The sequence below is a fragment of the Brevibacterium rongguiense genome (genome assembly GCF_009857845.1).
Lineage (GTDB): Bacteria > Actinomycetota > Actinomycetes > Actinomycetales > Brevibacteriaceae > Brevibacterium > Brevibacterium rongguiense.
Genome location: NZ_WWEQ01000002.1, coordinates 51,412 through 73,721 on the forward strand (window position 1 = coordinate 51,412; position 22,310 = coordinate 73,721).

Annotated in this window: 14 protein-coding genes and 1 pseudogene; 8 read left to right on the plus strand and 7 right to left on the minus strand. The window is 71.3% G+C overall.

Annotated features, from left to right (window positions below):
- Positions 1-128: 128 nt before the first annotated feature.
- Positions 129-3,416: pseudogene (gene fdh / locus GSY69_RS00765) on the minus strand (formate dehydrogenase); the annotation flags it as partial.
- A gap of 420 nt (positions 3,417-3,836) precedes the next feature.
- Here fdh and GSY69_RS00775 point away from each other — a divergent pair.
- From GSY69_RS00775 to GSY69_RS00800, 6 genes are all read left to right on the plus strand, one after another.
- Complete coding sequence (locus tag GSY69_RS00775; protein ID WP_160952012.1) at positions 3,837-4,544, plus strand: hypothetical protein; 708 nt, start codon at positions 3,837-3,839, stop codon at positions 4,542-4,544.
- Positions 4,541-5,272 (plus strand): hypothetical protein, encoded by a 732-nt coding sequence (locus GSY69_RS00780; RefSeq protein ID WP_160952013.1) that lies wholly within the window; start codon positions 4,541-4,543, stop codon positions 5,270-5,272. Before GSY69_RS00775 ends, GSY69_RS00780 begins: the two co-directional genes overlap by 4 nt.
- Before the next feature lie 88 nt (positions 5,273-5,360).
- A complete protein-coding gene (locus tag GSY69_RS00785; RefSeq protein ID WP_160952014.1) occupies positions 5,361-8,816 on the plus strand; it encodes a DEAD/DEAH box helicase in 3,456 nt (1,151 codons plus the stop codon).
- 36 nt (positions 8,817-8,852) lie between these two features.
- The gene (locus GSY69_RS00790) at positions 8,853-10,139 is read left to right on the plus strand and encodes an amidohydrolase family protein (RefSeq protein WP_160952015.1); all 1,287 of its coding nucleotides are present in this window, start codon (positions 8,853-8,855) and stop codon (positions 10,137-10,139) included.
- Positions 10,140-10,207: 68 nt separating this feature from the next.
- The gene (locus tag GSY69_RS00795; RefSeq protein ID WP_160952016.1) at positions 10,208-10,729 is read left to right on the plus strand and encodes a hypothetical protein; all 522 of its coding nucleotides are present in this window, start codon (positions 10,208-10,210) and stop codon (positions 10,727-10,729) included.
- Positions 10,730-10,804: 75 nt separating this feature from the next.
- Positions 10,805-11,236 carry a hypothetical protein gene (locus GSY69_RS00800; protein WP_160952017.1) on the plus strand — a complete coding sequence of 144 codons (432 nt, stop codon included), beginning with the start codon at positions 10,805-10,807 and terminating at the stop codon, positions 11,234-11,236.
- A gap of 127 nt (positions 11,237-11,363) precedes the next feature.
- On the opposite strand, the gene GSY69_RS00805 is transcribed toward GSY69_RS00800, so the two are convergent.
- Complete coding sequence (locus GSY69_RS00805; RefSeq protein ID WP_160952018.1) at positions 11,364-12,191, minus strand: serine hydrolase; 828 nt, start codon at positions 12,189-12,191, stop codon at positions 11,364-11,366.
- 294 nt (positions 12,192-12,485) lie between these two features.
- Between GSY69_RS00805 and GSY69_RS00810 the strand changes: the two genes are divergently transcribed.
- Complete coding sequence (locus GSY69_RS00810; RefSeq protein WP_160952019.1) at positions 12,486-13,886, plus strand: MFS transporter; 1,401 nt, start codon at positions 12,486-12,488, stop codon at positions 13,884-13,886.
- A 266-nt stretch (positions 13,887-14,152) separates the two neighbouring features.
- On the opposite strand, the gene GSY69_RS00815 is transcribed toward GSY69_RS00810, so the two are convergent.
- From GSY69_RS00815 to GSY69_RS15075, 5 genes are all read right to left on the minus strand, one after another.
- Positions 14,153-15,382: a M20 family metallopeptidase gene (locus GSY69_RS00815; protein ID WP_268525624.1), complete on the minus strand. Its 1,230-nt coding sequence runs from the start codon at positions 15,380-15,382 to the stop codon at positions 14,153-14,155.
- A complete protein-coding gene (locus GSY69_RS00820; protein ID WP_160952020.1) occupies positions 15,379-16,677 on the minus strand; it encodes an aminotransferase-like domain-containing protein in 1,299 nt (432 codons plus the stop codon). Before GSY69_RS00820 ends, GSY69_RS00815 begins: the two co-directional genes overlap by 4 nt.
- Positions 16,678-16,681: 4 nt before the next feature.
- On the minus strand, positions 16,682-17,962 hold the full coding sequence (locus tag GSY69_RS00825; protein WP_160952021.1) for a M24 family metallopeptidase: 1,281 nt from the start codon (positions 17,960-17,962) through the stop codon (positions 16,682-16,684).
- 254 nt (positions 17,963-18,216) lie between these two features.
- The gene (locus tag GSY69_RS00830; protein WP_160952022.1) at positions 18,217-19,674 is read right to left on the minus strand and encodes a flavin monoamine oxidase family protein; all 1,458 of its coding nucleotides are present in this window, start codon (positions 19,672-19,674) and stop codon (positions 18,217-18,219) included.
- Positions 19,661-20,557 (minus strand): TetR family transcriptional regulator C-terminal domain-containing protein, encoded by an 897-nt coding sequence (locus tag GSY69_RS15075; protein ID WP_160952023.1) that lies wholly within the window; start codon positions 20,555-20,557, stop codon positions 19,661-19,663. Before GSY69_RS15075 ends, GSY69_RS00830 begins: the two co-directional genes overlap by 14 nt.
- Positions 20,558-20,714: 157 nt before the next feature.
- Between GSY69_RS15075 and GSY69_RS00840 the strand changes: the two genes are divergently transcribed.
- Positions 20,715-22,181: an APC family permease gene (locus tag GSY69_RS00840; protein WP_160952024.1), complete on the plus strand. Its 1,467-nt coding sequence runs from the start codon at positions 20,715-20,717 to the stop codon at positions 22,179-22,181.
- Positions 22,182-22,310 lie beyond the last annotated feature (129 nt).

Sequence of the window (22,310 nt, forward strand, 5' to 3'; positions counted from 1 at the left end):
TGGGCCTCGTGTTCGACGGCGGCCTCTTCCTCCTCCGCCTCGGCGGCGCCGGCCGAGGGCCAGTGGAAGGACTCCCCGGCGCTGGGGTCGACCCCGGGCGGCAGGGTGCCGGACTGCTCGTCGGGAACGGTGATGCGGGTGTGGCCCGTGGCGAGGGTGATGCCGGCCTCCGAACGGTATTTGTCGATCATGTCGAGCAGCTCAGGACCGCGCGGGCGGCGCCCGGGCACCATGGCGCAGGCGTTGGACTTCGCCTCCTGGATCTGCGTGTTCGGATCGAGGACGAGGCCCAGCAGGTCGTTGGCGGAATCACCGCTGACCACGGCCTCGGAGCCCACGCCCCAGTGGTAGGGCAGGCCGATCTGGTGGACCGTGCGGCCGCGCACCTTGAGCGGCTTCATCCGCTCGGTGACCAGCGCGCGGACCTCGATCGCAGCGCGCGGCGAGACGATGGTCGCCCAGCCGTAGGGCTCCACGCCGGTGAGCTCGGCGAGCTCGGGGGAGATCTCGCAGAACATCTCCGGCTGCAGTTCGGAGAGGTAGGGCAGGGTGCGGCTCATGCCGCCGGCGGTGTGGTGCTCCGTGAGGCGGTAGGTCGTGAAGACGTACGGGTAGACGTCCCCGCCGGGCTCGCCGGCACCCGGGGCGTAGAGGTTGTCCTCGCGGGCGAACATGACGCGCGACGGGCTGTTCTGCTGCGCGTAGAGCGGGTTGCCCACGTGCGATTCCGGCGGTTCGTAGTGGGTGGGCAGGGGGCCGTCGACCATGCCGTTGGGCGCGAAGAGCCAGCCCTTGCCGTCGGCCTGCATGATGAAGGGGTCATCGCCGGCCAGGGCTGCGGGGCCGCCGGCACCGGGCTCCGGCTGCGCACCGGGGGCGCGGTCGGCTGGGAAGTCCGGGACGTCCGGGCCGGTCCACTTGCCGGCTTCGGCATCCCACCAGATGAGCTTCTTGCGCTCGCTCCAGGGCCTGCCCTCCGGGTCCGCGGAGGCGCGGTTGTAGAGGATGCGGCGGTTGGCAGGCCAGGCCCACGCCCACTGCGAGGCGATCTCGTCCTGGTCCTTGCCGGGCACGCGGCGGGCGGCCTGGTTGACCCCGTCGGCGTACACACCGGTGTAGATCCAGCACCCCCCGGAGGTGGAGCCGTCGGCCTTCATCTGCGTGTAGCTGGACAGGGGCTTGCCGGCGTCCGGGCCGGACTCGAAGCGCCCGTTGATCTCCGCGAGCACGGAGACGGGGTCCGGGTCGCCCTCCTCGTCCACGGGGTAGTCCCAGGTGAGGTCGAGCAGCGGGCGGTCGCGCCAGTCGGTGGAGCCGGCCAGCTTCTCACGGATCTTCACGCCCAGTTCGAACATGAACTGCAGCTCGCTGCGCGCATCCTCCGGCGGCTTCACTGCCTGGTGGCGCCACTGGACCATGCGCTGGGTCTGGGTGAACGAACCGGCCTTCTCCGTGTGGTTGGCGGCGGGCAGGAAGAAGACCTCGGTGTCGATGTCCTCCGTGACGAGCTCACCGGTCTCGATCTCGGGGCCGTCCTTCCACCAGGTGGCGGATTCGATGAGGCTGAAGTCGCGCACGACGAGCCACTTGAGGTGGGACATCGCCATGCGCTGCATGCGCCCGTTCGCGGAGCCCACCGCCGGGTTCTGGCCGAGCAGGAAGTAGCCGTCCACCTCGTCGCGCAGCATGCCCATGGCCGTCTGGTAGGTGCCGTGGGCCCCGGACAGGCGGGGCAGGTAGTCGAAGGCCCAGTCGTTGTCCTTCGTTGCCGCGTCGCCCCACCAGGCCTTGAGCAGGTTGACCGCGTAGACGTCCGCGTCGGCCCAGAAGCCCTTCTGCTCCTTTGTGCCGACCGCGTCCACCCACTGCTGGAACGTGTCGTGCGTGCCCACCTTGGGCATGGGCAGGTAGCCGGGCAGCAGGTTGAACAGCGTGGGGATGTCCGTGGAGCCCTGGATCGTCGCGTGGCCGCGCAGCGCCATGATGCCGCCGCCGGGCCTGCCCATGTTGCCCAGCAGCAGCTGGAGGATCGCCGCGGTGCGGATGAACTGCGCGCCCTGCGAGTGCTGGGTCCAGCCCACCGCATAGGCGAAGCACGTCGTGCGGTCGCGGTTGGAGTTCTCCGTGATCGTCTTCGCCAGGTACTCGAAGTCCGCGGGCGAGATGCCGCAGGTCTCCTCGACCAGCTGGGGGGTGTAGCGGGCGTAGTGGCGCTTGAGGATCTGGAAGACGCTGCGCGGATGCTGCAGGGTCTCATCGCGCTTGGGCCGCCCGGAGCCGATGGGTGGGCCGCCGCTGCCGTGGGATTCGCCGGAGGAGGCGCCGTGGCCCTCCGCATCGCCCTCGTCCGCCGACCCGTCGCCCTGGCCGCGCTCGCCGCCGGCCTGGGAGGTCCCGTCGTCCTCCATCTCATAGGCCCAGGTGGCCATGTCGTATGCACCGGTCTCCGAGTCGAAGCCGGAGAACAGGCCCTCGAGGTCCTCGGTGTCCTTGAACTTCTCGTTGATGATCATGGGCGCGTTCGTATACGCGCTCACGTACTCCTTGAACCACAGCTCGTTCGTGATGGCGTAGTTGATGAGCGCGCCGAGCAGCACGATGTCCGTGCCCGCGCGAATGGGCACGTGCTTGTCCGCCACCGCTGTGGTGCGCGTGAAGCGCGGGTCGATGTGGATGACCTTGGCGCCGCGCGCCTTGGCCTCACTGACCCACTGGAACCCGACGGGATGGCATTCGGCCATGTTCGAGCCCTGGATGACGATGCAGTCGGAGTTCGCCATGTCCTGGAGGGACTGCGTGGCTCCGCCGCGTCCGAACGAGGCTCCCAGACTGGGAACCGTGGCGGAGTGTCAAATGCGCGCCTGATTCTCCATCTGGATGGCGCCCGCGGCGGTGAAGAGCTTCTTGGCCAGGTAGTTCTCTTCGTTGTCGATGGTGGCGCCGCCCAGGCTGGCGATGCCCATGGTCCGGCGCAGGGGCCGGCCCTGGGGATCCGCGTCCTGCCAGTGGTTGCGGCGGGCCTCGAGGAAGCGGTCCGCGATCATCTCGACGGCCGTGTCGAGGTCGAGCTCCTCCCAGTCCGTGCCCTTGGGGCGGCGGTAGAGGACCTTCTTCACGCGACGCGGCGAATTCACCAGCTGCTCGCTGGCGGCGCCCTTGGGGCACAGCCGTCCGCGCGAGACGGGGGAGTCCGGGTCGCCCTCGATCTGGACGACCTTCTCGTCCTTGACGAAGACGCGCTGGCCGCAGCCCACGGCGCAGTAGGGGCACACGCTCTGGACCACCCGGTCCGCGGTGGTGGTGCGGGGTTCGACGGCGCGCGTCTTGCCCGACGTGACAGCCGGCCCGCGGCCGGTCACGTCGCCTGAGGTGAACTGTCGGATGACAGGCCACTCGAGGAAGCTCAAACGCGCCATGGTGCGGATGCTACACCCGGGTCCGGACACGGGTTCCGCGCCGCGGCGCGGGGTGCTGTCGCCCTGGCCCGCCGCCGAGGCGCCGCGGGTTGGCGGGGATCTGCGGGCTCCGCAGCAGTGCGTCTTTCGGAGCAGTCGGAGACGTGAGCCGGCGGTGCGGGTTTTCGGCATGCCGGGTTTGCGAAAAGACACGAGGCGGTTGGCTCCTCCACCGCGGCTGGAAGGGGTGGAGCCTCCATCCGGTTCTTACTCAGCGAATTGCCAGTAAGCGTCGACATGTGCTTATATGAGCGTCGAACTTTCCATCGGGGCCGCGCCGCCGATGTGCGCGCTCACCGATTGCTGCCGATAACACTCCTCTGGTCGATACTCCTGGCATCCCTGTGTCCTTCTCGTCTCGATCACCCTGTTGGAGTTCCCATGAAGCGCATCCGCGCGATCGCAGCGTCCATCCTCGCCTCCGGTGCCCTCATCCTGGGCGGCCTCGTCCCGGTCGGCACCGCCTCGGCAGACACGTACGTGTCCTACGACGTCACCAGGCTGTCGGCCGGCAACGTCGTGATGAGTGATTACGAGTGCAAGAACACCGACGTGCGGATGACACATCGTGGAACCAACGCCGACGAATGGTCGGTCATGGCCGAAGTCAGCCGCAACGGCGCCGTCAAAAGCCACGCAGACTTCGGTACCGATGGAGACCGTTCGAAGACACGCGTTCAGGTGTGTATCTATTCAGGATTCGGCAAGTACACGATCGGCCCGAGCCGCGTGTCCGTGAATACGTACGATTTCAGCGGCTACAAGAGCTTCACCGACTACACGCGCGGTTCCTTCTACGTTCGCGCCAAGGCTCGGACCCAGCTCGGTGCCGCCCGCCACGGGCGCTCGGTGCGGTTGACGGCGCGCGCTCAGCGCTACAACCCGGACAAGTTCGGCTACACCGCCTATAACCCGACGGCCCGCCTCCAGGTGAAGTCCGGGCGCCACTGGAAGAACCTCAGGACGGTCCGGCTGCACGGCGGCCGTGCGGCGGTGACCGTGAAGTCGAAGGCCAAGCGCACGTACCGCGTGACGTTCGGGCAGGTCAGCTGGGCCACGGGCGCAACCTCGCGCAGCGTTCGCCGATGAGCGGCGGCACGGCCGCGCCGGCCGGTGCGCGCATGTGGCTCGGATTCGCCGCGCTGTTGGGCGCGCTCGCCCTCGTCGGCGCCGGGATCGTGCCCGCTGCGCCGGCGGCGGCCGCCGGGCGCCTGTCCCTCGACGTGACCCGCCTGTCGGCCAAGGACCGGGTCGTCTCCGCCAGCGGCTGTTCCAAGGTCCGCGTGCACATGGTCAAGCGGAAGTCGGCCGCCGCCGAGGTGTGGGCCGTGGACGCGCGGGTCCGCAAGGGCAAGCGCACGGTTGCGTCCGCGTTCTACAACTACGAGGGCGCTCAGGGCACCGTTTCCGTGCGCGTGTGTGCCAGGCGCACCGGGTTGGGCCGCTACGAGCTCGGACCCTCCCGCGTGGTCATGGCCGATTGGGATTCGGCAGGCCGGACGCGCACGGACCGCACGAAGGGCGCGTTCTACCTGCGCGCGAAGGCGCGCACCCAGCTGAGCCCGGCCCGTCACGGCCGCTCGACTCGCCTGAGCGTGCGCGCGCAGCGCTTCGACCCGAAGTCCGCCCGGTACACGGCGTACAGCCCCCGGGCTCGGGTGCAGGCGAAGACGGGCGGGCACTGGAAGACGGTGCGCACTACCCGCCTGCGCGGCGGCCGGGCCACGGTCACGGTGCGGCCCGCGCACACCTACCGCGTGACTTTCGGCCGCACCAGCTGGGCGACGGGTGCCACCTCGCGCGCCGTGCGCCGCTGAGCCGCCCGCTCAGCACCCCCGAGCGACCTCGCACGGGCCCTGTGGATGCCACGGGGCCCGTGTCCGTGCCGCGTGAGAGCATGGCGCCATGTCCCCGGACCCGCTGCCCTACGTCACCGAGCAGGCGATCGCGCGCCTGGTGGGAGGCACGGTGGCCCAACGGGGACGCGAGTACGCCGGTGATGGCTCGGTGGGCGACGTCGAATGGCAGACCCCCACCGGAACACTCGTGGGCGACGTTGCCGGAACCGGCCCGCACCCGTATGTCACCACCGTGCACCTGCAGGCCGTCGGCACCGCCGCCGGCGGCAGCGTGACCCGCTACGACCCCGTGCGGGCGATCTGCACGTGCCCGGTCAAGGTCAACTGCAAGCACGCTGCCGCAGTGCTCTACCGGGTCAGCCTCGACGCCATGCGCGCCCAGCTGACCTCGGCCCTGCCCGGCCCGGGCACCTCGGCCCCGGATGCCGGCCCCGGTCAGGCCGGGCCGCCGCCTCTCCCCGCCGAGGCGGCCCAGGGCACGCTGGCCGATTCGCACGTGCCGAACGCCCCCGAGCGGGCGGCCGTGCCGGAGTGGAGGCGGCTGCTCAGCCCGGTGGTCGCCGGCGCTCCGACCACGGCCCGCGCCGAACCCCTTGCGCTGGGCTTCGACCTCATCGTCAAACCCCGCGCCAGCTGGTTCGATCGCACTGCCGCCCGCTCGGCGTCGTTTGAGGACCTGGCCGCGGGCACCCCCGTCCACGTCGCCATGCGGCCGCTGCAGCGCGGCAAGCGGGAGAACTGGATTCGGGGCGACCTCAGCTGGCGCACCTTCATGCACGCCTCCGGCCTGCGTGCGTACGACCGGGAGCAGGCTGCGCTCCTGGGACAGATCTACCGCCTCTACCTCGCGGACTACCAGGGCTATCCGGGGGACGGGAACCTGCTCAACCTCGACGACTTCCGCGATTCGCTTCTGTGGAACCTGCTCGAGCAGGCGTCGGACAAGGGCGTCGCATTCGTCGGCGCGGGATTCGTCGACGAGGTTGAGGTGGGCGCCGCCGCGACCGCGGGCCTGCGCGCCGACCCGGACGGCGAGGACCTCCTCCTCACCCCCTGGGCAGAGATCGACGGCGTCGAGCTGGCCCATCCGCTGCCCATCGGCACCGGGGGCATGGCCGCCCTCACGGAGGCGGGGCAGGGGCGAAGGAAGCGCGCGGACCTGCTGCTCGCCCCGGTGGCGGAGCCCCTCAACCCGCGCCTGGCCGCTCTCTTCGTCCACGGACCGGTGCGCGTGCCCGCCGCAGACCGCGAGGACTTCTTCACCGGCCTCTACCCCGGCCTGCAGTCCGCGGTCACCGTCACCTCCAGCTCCGACCTCGTCGAACTGCCCGTCATCGCCGATCCGGTGCTGCAGCTGCGCGCTGAGTATGGGGTGAACGACGTCCTGATGCTCGCGTGGTCCTGGCACTACTCCGATCCGCCGCGCCAGGTGCCGGTGCGCCGCGCGGGCGACCACCGCCGGGACCTCGCGTTCGAAGACCGTGTCCTGGCCACGGTGCGGGCGGACTTCCCCGCGGCCGCCCTGAGCGACCGCGAGTACCTCACCGGCATCGCCACCGCGGAATTCACGGTCCACGTGCTTCCTCGCCTGCAGTCCCGCGACGATGTCGAGGTGACGATCGAGGGTGAGCGGCCCTCCTACAGCGAACTCGAGGGCACGCCGGTCATCACCGTGGAGACCACCGGCACGGAGCGCACGGACTGGTTCGGCCTGGGCATCGTCGTGACCCTCGGCGGGGTGAACATCCCCTTCGGGGCCCTCTTCAAGGCGCTCGCCGTCGGCCACGACCGCCTCATGCTGCCGGATAAGACCTATTTCCGCCTCGACCACCCCAATCTGCAGCAGCTGCGCCAGCTCATCCAGGAGGCGGAGGCCCAGGGCGAGTGGAAGCCGGAGAACCCCGGAATCAGCCGCTACCAGCTCAGCCTCTGGGACGACCTCGTCCAGCTGGCAGACGAATCGACCGAAGCGCAGGCCTGGCAGTCCTCGGTGGCGGCACTGCGCAGCATCGACGACATCCCCTCCGCCGAGGTGCCGGGCACGGTGCGCACCGAGCTGCGCGACTACCAGCGCGACGGGCTGCGCTGGCTGGCCTTCCTCTACCGCCACCGGCTGGGCGGCATCCTCGCCGATGACATGGGCCTGGGCAAGACGCTGCAGGCACTCGCCCTCATCGCCGCTGCGCGCCTCGAGGGCCGCGGTGATGACGAGCTCGTCGTCGTCGACGAGGAGGGAGTGGTCTCCGCGCCCCCGTTCCTCGTGGTCGCCCCCGCCTCGGTTGTCGGTGTGTGGCGGGCAGAGGCACGGCGCTTCGTGCCGGACCTCGACGTTCGGGTCCTCGACACCACCGCGCGCAAACGCGGCACCTCGGTCGCCCAGGCAGCGGCCGGGGCGGACCTCGTCGTCACCTCGTACACCCTCCTGCGCACGGACGAAGCGGAGTTCGCCCAGGTGGAGTGGGACGGTCTCATCCTCGATGAGGCGCAGGCGGTGAAGAATCGCAATTCGAAGGTCTACCGCGCCGCGAAGAAGATCCGCGCGCCCTTCCGGCTGGCGATCACCGGCACGCCCATGGAGAACTCGCTGGCGGACCTCTGGTCGCTCCTGTCGCTGACCGCCGCTGGGCTGTTCCCCAGTGCAGCGAAGTTCAAGGACGACTACATCCGCCCCATCGAGGAGGGCATCGATCCGCTGCGCATCGCCCGACTGCGCAAGCGGCTGCGCCCCTTCATGCTGCGCCGCACGAAGGACGCAGTGGCGGCCGACCTGCCGGAGAAGCAGGAGCTCATCGAGACTGTCCCGCTGGCCCCGCGCCACCGGCGGCTCTACGACCAGATCCTGCAGCGCGAGCGCAAGAAGGTCCTCGGACTGCTCACGGACATGGACGATGACTCCAACCGGATGATCGTCTTCCGCTCGCTGACACTGCTGCGCATGCTCGCGCTCGACCCCACGGTCGTCGACGGCATCGACGCCGACGGAGTGCCCTCGTCCAAGCTGGAGGCGCTGCTCATCCGGCTCGAGGAGGCCATCGAGGAGGGCCACCGGGTCATCGTGTTCAGCCAGTTCACCTCGTTCCTGCGGCATGTGCGCGATGAGCTCGACGACCAGCGCATCGAGTACGCCTACCTGGACGGGTCCGTGACGATGCGGCGCCGGGCCGCGGTCATCGACGAGTTCAAGGCCGGCAGCGCCCCCGTGTTCCTCATCAGCCTGAAGGCCGGCGGGGCCGGCCTGACCCTGACCGAGGCCGACTACGTCTTCCTCATGGACCCCTGGTGGAACCCGGCCACAGAGGCACAGGCGATCGACCGCACCCACCGCATCGGCCAGGACAAGAACGTCATGGTCTACCGCCTGGTCGCGGAGGACACGATCGAGGAGAAGGTGCTCGCCCTCCAGGCACGCAAGGCCAAGCTCTTCGACGACCTCATGAGCGGCGGCGAGGGCTTCAGCTCCGGCTTCACCGCCGATGACCTGCGCGAGCTGTTCGGGGGCTGAGGCACGGCCGCGGGTGCGAACGGCGAGAATGGGGCCATGACCATCCCCCCGGTGCGCCGCCCCGAGCCCGTTTCCGTCGTCCGCAACGTGCGGCCCTGGGGCGGTGCGCCCTGCGACATCGCCATCTCCGGCGACCGCATCGTCGACATCCGTCCGCATGCGCCGGGCACCGCGCAGACTCCCGCAGCCGGGGCGCCACCCGCCGGCGCCCAGGGTGCGCTCTCGCGGCACAGCGGCCCCGGTGATCCCGGTTCTGCAGTCGCCGAGGCGGTGGTCGATGGGCACGGCCTGCTCGCGCTGCCCGGCATCGTCAACGCCCACGCACACGTGGACAAGTCGTGGTGGGGGCTGCCGTGGCAGTCCTATGCGGGCGAACCGACCACCGAGGGGCGAATTGCCCACGAGCGCGCGCTGCGCGACGACCTCGGCATCCCCGGTGCGGAGCAGACCGCGCGGGTGCTCGAGCAGATGGTGTCGATGGGCACGACGGCGATCCGCACGCACGTGGACGTCGACACGGGACTCGGCCTGCGCGGCATCGAGGTCGTCCGCGCGGCCGCGGCCGCGTACGAGGGAGCGCTGGACGTGCAGATCGTCGCCTTTCCCCAGGACGGCATCCTGCGCCGTCCCGGTGTCGCGCAGCTGCTGCGCACCGCCGCGGAACAGGGGGCCGAGTGCATCGGGGGCCTCGACCCGGCCGGCATCGACCGTGACCCAGTGGGCCAGCTCGACCTCCTCACGGCCCTCGCGGCGGACACGGGCACCGGCATCGACATCCACCTCCACGACCCGGGGGAGCTGGGTGCCTTCCAGATCGAGCTGCTGTGCGACCTGACGGAGCAGCGCGGCCTGCGGGGGCGGGTGAATCTCGCCCACGCCTTCGCGCTCGCCCAGGTGGATTCGGCCCGCAGGTCAGCGCTGCTCGAGCGAATGGGCGGCCTGGGCATGACGGTGACGACGGTCGCCCCGCTGCGCCTGCCGCAGCTGCCGCACCGGGAGCTGGCGGAGCACGGAGTTCGGCTGGGCCTGGGCACCGATGGGATCCGCGACCTGTGGAGCCCCTACGGCACGGGGGACACACTGGGGATCGCATGGCAGTTCGCGCGCGCCTCGGCGCTCAACGAGGACGGGGCGCTGCTCGAGGCGGTGCGCCTGGCCACGACCGACGGTGCGTGGGCCGTCGGGCGCGGCCCCGGGGCCCACGACCTGGTGGTCGGTGCCCGCGCCGACATCGTCCTCGTCGACGCGGTCAATCCCATGGATGCGCTGGTGCGCACGCCCGATCGCGCGGCGGTGATCGCCGGGGGCCGCCGGCTCCGCTGATCCGCATCCCGAACCAGTAGGCTTGCCTCAGTCGATGACATGGCCGCCCGGGCCGTTGGAGGGACACCGTGAAGCTGCTGACTGTGCGCGCCCCGCGCCTCACCACTGCGCTGTGCGCACTGCTCCTCGCCGCGGGCGGCTCTGCCCTGGCGAGCACCGCGGAACCGGCAGTGGCCGCCCAGCCTGCCTCGGCGGCGGTTGCCGAGCACGCAGCGCAGGCGGCGGGCCTGCCCAGCGCCGAGCCGCTGGCGAAGAAGACCCAGCCCGGGCTGGGAGGCGGCCCCGGTGAAGCGCCCACACAGGAGCAGAGCACGGACAGCGACGACGGCGAGGGGCGCACCCGCGTCATCGTCATCTTCGCGCTGCTGCTGGGCGCGGTGGGCATCGGCCTGACCGTCTGGGCATTCCTCACCTGGCGCCGCGGTGACGCGCGCCCGCGGGGCCGCGGCCAGCGTCCTGCGGGTGATCAGGCCCGTGGCGGTCAGGTGCGCGATGGACAGGCCCGCACTGGTCAGGACGGCGCAGCGGCCCCGCCGCAGGTGAGCGCGGAGCACCGGGCGCGCAGCCAGAAGCCGGGCCGCAAGCACTGAGGGCGCCCCGCGCGGTTGTTGCGAGCCTGGAACAAGCCTGCAACCCGGTGCGGAGCGGTCTTCGAGAGTCTGAGGGTGTCAGAGAAATTCCGGCACCACCGGACTTTGGAGGACATCATGGCACGCACCTGGAAGACCGCACTGGCAGGCATCGGCGCCGCCGCAGCCCTGGGCATCACCGGCGCGATGATGGGCGGTGGCCCCGCCTCGGCGAACAGCTTTTCGGATACCGATCAGCTGCCGTCGAAATACAGCCCGACGTTCACCTACAACGACGCCGACGACGCCTTCTGCGCGCAGGCCGGCGGATGGAACTACCACGTTGTCCTGAAGCCGCAAAACGGGGTGGGGCCGAGTGTCGACGCCCATATCGCGGCATGGGACCAGCAGTGCTGGAGCCTGGAGACGGCCTATGAGGACACCGAGTACTCCTTCATCGCCATCGGCCTGGGGGACAGCGGCGAGGCCACCGGCGATGTCATCTCGCGGGATTCGTTCTACAGCTGAGAACGCGGACGCAGTGCCGGCCGCACCCCGTCCAGGGTGAGCGGTCCGCGCTGACACCGAGAAGAGGGGCCCGACCTCCAGGTCGGGTCCCTCTTCATTCGTGCGGGCACCTTCGCGCTGCGCGCGTTCATTCCTGGAGGTGTTGGCGCACCTGCTCGCCGATGCGCCGCATGGCCGCGAGGACCTCATCCCGGGGGTCGCCGTGGGCACCCGCACCGGCCGCCGTGCCCGGGTCATCCCAATTGGCGAGGACCGCGTACGCGAGAGCGCGCTCACCCGCGCGCACGCACCCCACATCGATCCGCGCCGTCTCGATGGTTCCAGTCTTGTTCCACAGGGCGACCCCGCGGTCGGCGAAGCCGTGTGCCAGCGGATCGAGGCCGAAGGCCCCCGCGGTCATGGACAGGTCCGCATCGGCGCTCAGCCAGCCCCGCAGGCGTGCCGAGACTGCAGGGCTGACGAGCTCACCGGTCTCGATGCGGGCGCAGGCGGCGGCGAGTTCCGCTGCCGTTCCCGTCGACAGGGCGGGAGGATGCTCAGGCCCGCGGTCATCGCGGACGAAGTCGTGCAGCCCGGACTTTTCGAACCCCAGCCGACGGGTCAGCGCCGCCACGGCCGGCACACCCACCCGGCGCAGCAGCATGTTCGTGGCCATGTTGTCGCTGAAGGCGCCCACCAGCACCGCGAGGTCGGCAGCGCTCTGCTCCTGCTGGCCGAACAGGTAGAGGATCCCCGAATCGGCGATCCGATCCCCCGGCGTGGGGGCCAGCACCTCCGCGGGATCGAGGGCGCCCTCCTCGAAGCGCCGCGCGACCTCCGCCAAGAGGAAGATCTTGCCGACGCTCGCGGTGTTGAGCACGCGCTGGGGTTCGTGCTCGGCAAGCACGGGACCGCCTGCCTCGTCGATCCGCACGGACCACCGGATGCCGCGAGTGGGCAGGTCGAGTTCGATCATGGCGCCTCCGTCGTCGTGGGTGCACCATCCTGCCAGCCCGGGCGTCGAGGAACCGACGGGGCCCGCCGCGCCGCGCGCCGGACTGCGAATTTCGAAGTACGACTGGAAGTCGAGATGACGGGTAAAGCCCCAGGTGAGCGGGTCATTTGCGCTCACCGGTGAGGTTGGCAGGCGCGGCTGGCGGCAGGGGGCGTTGTTGACCCGCGGAACTCGAATCCGTAGCGTCGTGAGACGGACGACACATTTTCAGCGCCGTCGGCGACCAGCGGGCGGCACGACTTCCCGGAGGTCTTCGTGAGCAGTCCAGCCGCCCAGCCCCACTCCCCATCGCCCGGTTCGGGGCCAGCGCACAGCGCCGCCGGGAAGGAGCCGGACCTGCGCACGGTGCGCAAGGCCGTCGCGGCCTCGGCGATCGGCAACGCCACCGAGTGGTTCGACTACGGCATGTTCGCCGTCTCGACGGCCTACATCACCGCCCACTTCTTCCCTGGCGAGCACGGCCAGCTGGCCACGCTGCTCACCTTCGCCGTCTCCTTCGTCTGCCGCCCGCTGGGCGGCATGGTGTGGGGCCCGCTGGGCGATCGCATCGGGCGCAAGAGCATCCTCGCCATGACCATCCTGCTCATGGCCGGGGCCACGTTCCTCATCGGCGTGACGCCCAGCGTCGCGACGATCGGCGTGGCAGCGCCCATCATCCTCATCCTCCTGCGCATCGTCCAGGGCTTCTCGTCCGGCGGTGAGTACGGCGGCGCCGCCACGTTCATGGCCGAGCACGCCCCGGACAAGCGGCGCGGGTTCTACGGCAGCTTCCTGGAGTTCGGCACCATGGCCGGCTTCGCCCTGGGCTCGCTCATCGTGCTCCTGGGCGAGTTGACGATCGGCTCGGACGCCATGATGGCGTGGGGCTGGCGCGTGCCGTTCCTGCTGGCGGGCCCCATGGGCCTCATCGGCCTATACCTGCGCATGCGCCTGGGGGAGTCGCCCGTCTTCGCGGAGCTCGAGGAGCAGAACCGCGAGACGCAGACCGTGGGCGGGGTCTACGAGGAGCTCTTCACCCACCACCTCAAGCAGGTGCTCATCATGGCCGGCCTCGTCACCGCCGTGAACGTCGTGAACTACACGCTGCTGTCCTACATGCCCACGTACCTGGGCTCCGAGGTGGGCCTCGACCAGACCACGACGCTGACCATCATGTTCATCGCCCAGTTCGCCATGATGATCGTCATGCCGTTCGGCGGCGCGCTCTCGGACAGGGTGGGCCGCAAGCCCATGTGGTTCTTCTCCCTCATCGGGCTCATCGTGTTCTCCGTCCCCATGTACATGCTCATGGCCAACGGCTTCATCTGGGCGCTCCTGGGCTTCGCGGTCCTGGGCCTGCTCTACATCCCCCAGCTGTCGTCGATCTCCGCGACCTTCCCGGCCATGTTCCCCACCCACGTGCGCTTCGCCGGCTTCGCCATCACGTACAACGTGGCCACGGCGGCGTTCGGCGGCACCGCGCCGGCGGCCAACGACTTCCTCATCGACAAGACGGGCAGCCCGCTCGTGCCGGCGTTCTACATGATGGCGGCGTGCGTGATCGGCCTCGTGGCCACCTTCTTCATGAAGGAGACGAAGGCGGCCTCGCTGCGCGGCACCCAGGTGCCGGAGACCGGGGTGGCGCCCACCGTCGACGGCGAGCCCGTCGCCCGCTGACGCGGCAGCCCGCCCCGGCACGTCTTCCGGAGTAGTCATCGCACCCGAGGCGCCGGCCGGCCGCGCTCGGCCCGCACCTCGGGCGCTCCTCCGCCGCCGAGGCGCGGGCGGGCACGGCGCCGCCCGTGCCCGAACGCGCGCGGTCAGGTCAGTGGGCGCTGGGCCACGGTCATGTCCGCCGTGCGCCGGCCACGCGCGGCGGCCCGAAGCGGCCGCCACACGTGGCAGCGTCTGGTCGCCGATGCCCGCCGGCCCCGGATGCGGGGTCAGGCGAGAGTGCGCAGCGCGAGGAGCGCATAGGCGCGCGCGGCCGCGAGGAGGTCGTCGACCTCGACGCGCTCGTCGACCTGGTGCGCCTGCGCGTTGAGGTCGCCGGGCCCCAGGACCACCGTGGGCACCCCCAGGTCGCGATCGATGAAGCCACCGTCGCAGGCGGCGGTCCACCCGCTCAGCCGCGGTTCGCGGCCCACCGCCCGCAGCGCCGCACCGGCCGCAGCCGTGAGCGGATGGTCCGCGGCGGTGCGGAAACCGGGCATGAACATGGCCTCCTCCACCTCCACGGCGATCCCGTCGCCGGTGATCCCCGCCGCCTCGATGCGGCGCACGAGCTCGACGCGGATGGCCTCCGGGTCCTCACCGGGCAGCAGGCGCCGATCGGCGGTGAGGTTGCAGTGCGCGGGCACGGTGGTGGTGGCCTGGCCGCCCTCGATCGTGCCGACGTTCCACGTGCCGGCGCCGATGAGATCCTCGGGAGCCGCTGCCAGGGCCGCATGGTCGGCGCGGATGAGGTCGACGATCCGCGCGGCGGCGTCGATGGCGTTGCGCCCGTCCTCGGGCCGGCCGGAGTGGGCCGGAACGCCGCGCACGCGGATGCGGAAGTACGCATCCCCGCGGCAGGCGATGACCGTCTCGAGGTTCGTGGGCTCCGCGACGACGCAGCCGGCCCACCGCCGGCGCCGGCCGGCCGGCAGCGCGCTCTCCTGCGCGACGTAGGCGCGGATGCCCAGATCCAGGTCCTCCTCGTCCACCGTGCACACGAGGGACACGGGGCCCGACAGCGCGACCCCCTCCTCACGCAGGGCGGACATGGCGGCGAGGACCGCGGCGAGACCGCCCTTCATATCGCAGGCGCCGCGCCCGGTGATCCGGCCGCCGGCCACGGTGGCCGCGAACGGGTCGCCGGTCCAGCCGGTGCCCGCCGGGACCACATCGGAGTGGCCGAGGAACATGAGGCCTGGCCCCTTGCCGCCCGGCAGGTCGACGGTGAGATTGGGCCGGCCGGGGGCCACCTCCTCGGTCTTGGATGCGAGGCCGGCGGCGGCCGCGGCGATGGTGAGCGCGTCGACGCTGCCCTGCTCGTCACCGGGCGGATTCTCGCCGCCGGCGTTGACGAACTGGACCGTGAGGGCGGTGAGCGCAGCGGGGTCTATGCGCTCGAGCACCCGCGCCTCGGCCGCGGTGATGGGTGCCCCGGGCGCGGCGGACGGCCCGGTCACGGGCGCTGTCCGACCGCGTCGAGGGCACCGGCCAGGCGCGCGACGCCCTCCTCGATCCGCTCGGGGCTCGATGAGGCGAAGCACAGGCGCGCGGCATTGCGGAACTGGCGCGAGGGGCTCAGCGCGGCGCCCGGGATGAACGCGACGCCCCGGGCCAGCGCCGTCTCGAACAGCGCCTCCGTGTCCACCCCCGCGTCCTCGCCCTGGAGCGTCAGCCACAGGAAGAAGCCGCCCTCCGGGTCCGTGGTGCGTGCGCGCTCGCCGAGCACCCGGCCGATCGCTGCGACCATGGCGTCCTTGCGCGCGTGGTATTCGCGGCGCAGCCGCGCCAGGTGGTCCGCGTAGCCGCCGCCGGTGACGAAGCGGGAGACCATGTGCTGGGCGGGCACGTTCGTGCAGGAGTCCATGGTCTGCTTCGCATTGCCGATGAGCGTGCGCAGGCGCGCGTCCGCGTCCACCCACCCCACGCGCAGCCCTGGCGCGATGACCTTGGAGAACGTGCGCACGGAGAAGACCTGGGGGTCCTGGGGGCTGAGCGCGGAGAACGAGGGCACGTGCTCGCCGGAGAAGCGCAGATCGCCGTAGGGGTCGTCGTCGATGATGACGGAGCCCCAGCGGTGGGCGAGGTCGAGCAGCTTGCGCCGGCGCTCCTCGGACAGCGTGGTCCCGGAGGGGTTCTGGAAGTTCGGGATGACGTAGATGGCCTTGGGCACGCGGTCGAGTTCGCCGACGATGGCCTCGAACGCGTCGACGTCCATGCCGTGCTGGTCCATGGGGATCTCGAGGAGGTCCGCCCCGTAGGCGAACGCGGTGGCCGAGCCGTTCGTGTAGGTGGGCGACTCGACGGCCACGAGGTCGCCGGGGGAGACGAAGAGCTTGAAGGCGAGGTCCAGGCCCTGCATGCCGCCCGCGGTCACGCTGATGCGCTCCGCCGAGGTGGGGGCGCCATCGGAGTCCGCGAGGCCCAGGATCGCCTCGATGAGGTCCGGCTCTCCCTCCGTGGCGCCGTAGCCGAAGGACTCGACGGTCAGCGCCTCACCGGCCAGGGCCTTGAGCTCCTCGGTGGGGATGACCTCTGCCGCGGGCGCGCCCATCCCGAAGCGCACGATGTCGTGGCGCTGGGCGGCGATGAGGCTCGTGGAGGAGTCGATGACGGAGCCCACGAACCCGTCCGGGCCTCCGGCCAGGGGGAACTTGCCGTGGGCCGCCGCGCCGCTGAGCCCCGCCGTGGGCGCGGTGGCCGCATCGACGAGGCTCTTGACGGTGGTGATGAGGGGGTGGGTGGCGCTGCTCATGCTCTCACTTCCTGATGATGCGTCGGGGGAAGGCGGTGAAGGCCTCGACTCCGGTGTCGGAGATCCTCACCGATTCGGATACCTCGTAGCCATGGCCCTCCATCCACATGCCGCAGATGATGTGGAAGGTCATGTTCCGCTCGAGGATCGATTCGTCCTCCGAGCGGATGCTCATGGTGCGCTCGCCCCAGTCCGGCGGGTAGCCGATTCCGATCGAATAGCCCAGGCGGCTCTCCTTGGCCAGACCGTACTGGGCGAGCTTCCAGTTCCAGGCCAGGGCCAGCTCGCGCACCGGCACCCCGGGCGCCGCCGCGTCGAGCACCGCCTGCAGGCCCTCGGCCACCGCCTCCTCGAGGCGCTTGAGGTCGTCTCCCGGCTCGCCCAGGCTGATGGTGCGGGCGATCGGCACGTGGTACCGGCGGTGGGCGCCGGCGATCTCCACGACCACGGCCTCGCCGTCCTGCAGCACACGGTTCGACCACGTGAGGTGGGGAGTGTCCGCGCTGGCGCCGGTGGGCAGCAGCGGCATGATCGCGGGGTAGTCCCCGAAGCTCTCACCGGCGCCCAGCGCCTGGGCGTGGGCGATCGCCGCGGCGATCTCGTTCTGCGGGGCACCGGGCTCGATCGCGTCGACGGCGGCCTGCATGGCCCCCGTGGCCACGCGCGCGGCGTGGCGCATGTACTGGATCTCCGCATCCGATTTCACGGCGCGCACCCAGTTGACCAGCTCGAAGCTCTCCACGAGCGTCCACTCCGGCACGGCGTTGACGAGTGCCCGGTAGGCCTTGGGGCTGAAGAAGTGCGAGTCCATCTCGAGCCCGACCACTCCGTGGGTCCGCGCCACCCAGCCCAGCTGGCGCAGGCGGAAGGCCACCCAGTCGAAGGGGTGGATGTGGGGCCGGTGCACGTAGCGCTCGGGGTAGCCGATGATGAGCTCGCGGTCGATGCACGCGGTGCGCCAGGCGCCGTTGGCGTCCATCTCCCGCATGAAGAGCAGCGGATCGCCGTCCGGGCCGACGAAGAGCATCTGCGGGGTGTAGAACGACCAGGCGTCATAGCCGGTGAGGTAGAAGATGTTGGCCGGGTCCGTGACGATGAGCGCCTGCAGGCCCTGGAAGCGCATCCGCTCGCGGACCTTGGCCAGGCGGCTCGCATACTCCTGGTCGGAGAACAGGGCCGCGCGCACATCGGTGTCCGGGGCCGGCGCACGCAGTGAGGGCGAGGCCGCGGCGCTGCCCGTCCCGGCGGCCGTGGGGGATGCGTCCGGTCGAGCAGTGTCAGTCATGGGTCCCCTCGCGAGCATCACATCCGTGCGTGAGCCACACCATAGGTGTGCGTCTCGTCATCGTGTCGCCTGGACTCTGACGGTGTCAACGAGGCGCGCGGGGCGGCGGGGTGTGCGCGGGGGGAGCGCGTCCGGCCCGCCTTCCCCGTGCGCGCCTGGGAGCAACCGGCCCTGTGCTCGGCGAACCCCCGCCCGGCGGGTCGGCCCGCCGTCCCGTCACCTCGCCGGCCCCGCCCCGGCCGGCCGTCTGCGCCTCAGCCGCCCAGCACCTCGGCGGCGGCGCGCTGACCCGAGCGGATGGCGCCGTCGATGTAGCCGTTCCACACCTGCGCCGTCTCCGCACCCGCCCAGCGGATGCGGTCGCACGGCTGCGCGAGGTGCGCGCCCACGCTCGTCCACAGCCCGGTGCCCAGGCGGCCGCCGTAGCAGCCGCGGGTGAAGGGCTCCTCGCTCCAGTTGCGCTGGAGCACCTCCCGGGGCGCCGCGGACTGTGGGCCGAAGAAGGCGGCGAGGTCGCCCACGACGAGGCGGGCGCGCTCGCCCTCCGGCAGCTCGTTGAGCTCGCGGGCGCGGTGGCCCTCGACGAAGGCCACGAGGATCCCGGCGTCTGAGTCCGGCACGACGTTGTCGTAGACGAGTGAGACGCGGTGGTCGAGGCTGAGCACGGTGCCCGACAGGCCCTCCTCGCGCCAGAAGGGGCGCTCGTATTCGACCTGGAATTTGATGACGTTGCCCGGGATGACCTGGGAGGCGAGGATGTCGCGGTTGGCCGGCAGCCTCGGTGCGTACTCCAGCCGATTGGCCAGCATGGGCGGCAGGGCGATGACGACGTCGCGGGCGGTGTAGTTGCCGCGGTCCGTGCGCACGCGCACGGGGCCGTCTCCGTCCCAGCCCTCGACCGCGCGCACGGGCTCGCCCAGGCGGATGGGTCCCGCGAGCCGTGCCGCGAGCCGCTCGGAGAGCTGGTGGGTGCCCCCGCGCACGCGCGATTCCTGGGCGCCGCCGATCGTGAGCATCATGCGGTGCAGCCCGCCGCCGGAGCCCAGGTAGAAGAGCATGTGGAGGGCGGAGTAGGTCTCCGCGTCCGCGGCGAAGATGGAGCCGAGCATGACGTGGGCGAAGGCGCGCGCCCGCTCGTCCGGGCAGTTGTCCGCCAGCCACTGTGCCGCGGTGATCGCATCGAGGGCTGCGGCCTCCGGTGAGGCCCACGGGTGCGCCAGGTCGATCCGTGCGGCGAGGCTGTCGATGTCCTCGACGAGGTGGGCCCAGGCGCGTCCGGATTCGGGGCCAAGGCCGAAGGTGTCGTCGTCGCTGGTGGTGCGCTCGCCCCGGGCGAACAGGAGGGACTGACCCTCGTCGTAGACGGTGAAGGTCTCGAGACCGAGCCGCTCCGCGAGCGCCAGAGCCTCGTCCTGGGTGGGGCCCAGCCACTGGCCGCCCATCTCGATCCACGTGCCCGAGGCGAACTGCCGGCCGTCCGTGCGCCCGCCCACCCGCTCGCGGGCCTCGAGGACGAGGACGCGCAGCCCGGCCCGCTCGAGTGCCTCGGCGGCACTGAGCCCCGCAATGCCGGCGCCGACGACGATCGCGTCGTAGTCCACCGCCGAGGCGGTACTCGCCGCGCGCTCGTCCGCGTCGGTTCCGGGAGCCGTGGGGTCGCCGGCGCCGGGTTGCGGGGCTGCGGTGGTGGCGTGGTGGTCAGGCGCGGTCATCGGCGTCTCCTTCGGTGGCGGTGCGGCTGGGGGTGGGGGCTGCTGGGCTCGGGGCTGCGCATCCCGGGGCACCGGTGGATTTCGGTGCGCGGCTGGTGTCCGATGCCTGACCGGTCTCCGGTGCGCCTGCGGGCTGCGGGGCTGCGGGCGCCGGCCGTGCTCGCGCTTGTTCCGGTGGTGGTGAGCCCAGCGTGCCGGGGGCCAGGTGCAGCCGGTGTTCGAAGGCCGTGGCGATGCGCTCGCGGTACGTGCCCGGGCCGGGATAGGCGACGAGCAGGTGGGCGTTGAGGCCGTCGAGGAGCGCGATGAATTCCCAGGCGGCGCCGGCGGGATCGACGACTGCGAATTCGCCCGCGTCGCGGCCGCGCGTGAGGAGGGATTCGACCATGTCCTGCCAGGCGTCCATGGCGGTGCGCACGCTGGCGGCCATGGTGGCGTCGGCGCGCCCCATGGTCCAGCCGTCGAGCCAGAGCGCGGCGTGGGCCTCGCGGCCGCTCACGCTCATCCGGTCGATGAGGATGGCCAGGCCCGCGGTCGCCGTGGGGGCAGCGAGCGCGGGGGCGGCGGCCGCCTCGAACTCCGCGTCGATGAGCGCGGTGTAGGCGTGTGCGCGCAGCGCATCGATGTCCGGCTCGTAGTGCGCTATGAGTCCGTGCGTGACGGCGAGGTGGGCGGCGAGGCTGCGGTGCGTGAGGTTCGGCAGCCCCTCGGCCAGCGCGAGCTCGAGCGCGGCGGCCCGGATCTGCTCCGCCCGCTGGGCCCTGCTCAGCCGGGTGCGGCGAGGTCCGCCGCTGGGGGTCCGAGGTGCGGCTGCGGCCGGCCGAGCCGCACCGCCGGTGCGGTCGCGGACGTCCGTCCGCGGGTTGGCCGAAGGCGTTGACACTGTGACCCCCTTCACTCTAATCTCGATGAAACCGATTATTGACCACATGGTCAATAAGAGGCAAGCCCCCCGGAGCACAGCAGCTCCACGGGCCACCCCTTCCACACTCCGGACCCGGCCAGCCGCCCGGACATCGCCCAGCAGAAGGAGCGAGCCCATGTCGCACACCCCTCCGGAATCCGATCCGGGCGCCACGAGCGGCGCCGCCAACGCGGCCAGGTCCAGCAGCGCCGCCCGAACCGGCAGCGCAGCCGGCCAGCACCTCGGCGCCCGTCCGCACTCCTCCCGCGCGGAGCGGCGCGACGAGCGCCAGCACACGTCGCTCAAGCGCACGCTGGGCATCCCCACCCTCGTGGTGTTCGGGCTCGCCTATCTGGTGCCCATGACCGTCTTCACCACCTACGGGATCGTGAACGAGACGACGAACGGGTACCTGGCGGCCGCCTACGTCATCACCCTCATCGCCGTGCTCTTCACCGCGCTGAGCTACGCGACCATGAGCCGCGAGGTCGCCTCCGCGGGCTCCGCCTACGCGTATGCTCGGGCGGGCTTCGGGAGCCGGATCGGCTTCCTCACCGGCTGGGCCGTGCTCATGGACTACGTCCTGCTGCCCATGCTCAACTACCTGCTCATCGGCGTGTACCTCCACGAGCAGTTCCCGGCGGTGCCGGGGTGGGTGTTCGCGATGGCCGGGCTGGTCCTCGTCACGGCCCTCAACATCGTGGGCATCTCCGCGGTCAAGGGCGCCAACGTCGTCATCGTGGCCCTGCAGGTGGTCTTCTTCGTCGTGTTCTTCTTCTTCGCGGCGCGCTCGTTCGACCCCTCGGTCTCGCTGCTGGACCCGTTCTTCCGCGGCGACTTCGCCCTGGGGCCGGTGGTCGCGGGCTCCGCGGTGCTGTGCCTGTCGTTCCTGGGCTTCGACGCGATCTCCACGATGGCCGAGGAGGCGAAGGACCCGCAGCGCACCGTGCCGCGGGCCATCATCCTCACGACCGTGCTCGCCGGCGTCTTCTTCGTCATGGTCGCCTGGGTCTGCTACATGGTCTTCCCGCAGGTCATCACCGGCGATGGCGCGGACTCCGCGGCGCTGACGATGCTCGCGCACGTGGGCGGCAACCTGCTGACCGCGCTGTTCCTCGCCGCATACGTCACGGGTGCCATGGGCTCCGCGCTCGCCTCGCAGGCCTCCGTGTCGCGCATCCTCTTCAGCATGGGCCGCGACGGAGTCATCCCCAAGCGGGTGTTCGGCTTCCTCTCGCGGCGCTTCCGCACCCCGGTGGGGGCGATCCTCGTGGTCGCGGTCATCAGCGTCTCCGCCGCGTTCGCCGACGTCGACTTCGTTGCGTCGATCGTCAGCTTCGGCGCGCTCACCGCCTTCACAGTCGTCAACCTGGCCGTCATCATGGTCTTCCTCGTGCGCCGCTCCCCGGGCCGCGGTGCGCCCTCGCTGCTGCGCCACGGGCTCTTCCCGGCCATCGGGTTCGGGTTCACGGTCTGGCTGTGGACCTCGCTGACCGGGATCACGCTCCTCGTCGGCCTGGCCTGGATTGCCATCGGCCTGCTCTACCTCCTGTGGTTCACCCGCGGCTTCCGCCGGCCGGTGCCCTCCATGGAGATCGACTGAGTCACCAGCGCTGCCGGCCCGCGCCCGAGGTGCGGGCCGGCAGCGCAGGCGAGCCGCGCCTCGTGCGCCCGCTGGCGCAGGTGCCTCGCCCCGGTGGCCCGGGTGGGCTGCGCCTCGGACGCCCGGTGG

What these genes read in the sequence shown, in the direction of transcription:
- GSY69_RS00840 (WP_160952024.1), top strand. Translation starts at nt 20,715, where the DNA reads ATGTCGCACACCCCTCCGGAATCCGATCCGGGCGCCACGAGCGGCGCC.
- GSY69_RS00785 (WP_160952014.1), top strand. Translation starts at nt 5,361, where the DNA reads ATGTCCCCGGACCCGCTGCCCTACGTCACCGAGCAGGCGATCGCGCGC.
- GSY69_RS00805 (WP_160952018.1), bottom strand. Translation starts at nt 12,191, where the DNA reads ATGATCGAACTCGACCTGCCCACTCGCGGCATCCGGTGGTCCGTGCGG.
- GSY69_RS00830 (WP_160952022.1), bottom strand. Translation starts at nt 19,674, where the DNA reads ATGACCGCGCCTGACCACCACGCCACCACCGCAGCCCCGCAACCCGGC.
- GSY69_RS00775 (WP_160952012.1), top strand. Translation starts at nt 3,837, where the DNA reads ATGAAGCGCATCCGCGCGATCGCAGCGTCCATCCTCGCCTCCGGTGCC.
- GSY69_RS00780 (WP_160952013.1), top strand. Translation starts at nt 4,541, where the DNA reads ATGAGCGGCGGCACGGCCGCGCCGGCCGGTGCGCGCATGTGGCTCGGA.
- GSY69_RS00825 (WP_160952021.1), bottom strand. Translation starts at nt 17,962, where the DNA reads ATGACTGACACTGCTCGACCGGACGCATCCCCCACGGCCGCCGGGACG.
- GSY69_RS00790 (WP_160952015.1), top strand. Translation starts at nt 8,853, where the DNA reads ATGACCATCCCCCCGGTGCGCCGCCCCGAGCCCGTTTCCGTCGTCCGC.
- GSY69_RS00820 (WP_160952020.1), bottom strand. Translation starts at nt 16,677, where the DNA reads ATGAGCAGCGCCACCCACCCCCTCATCACCACCGTCAAGAGCCTCGTC.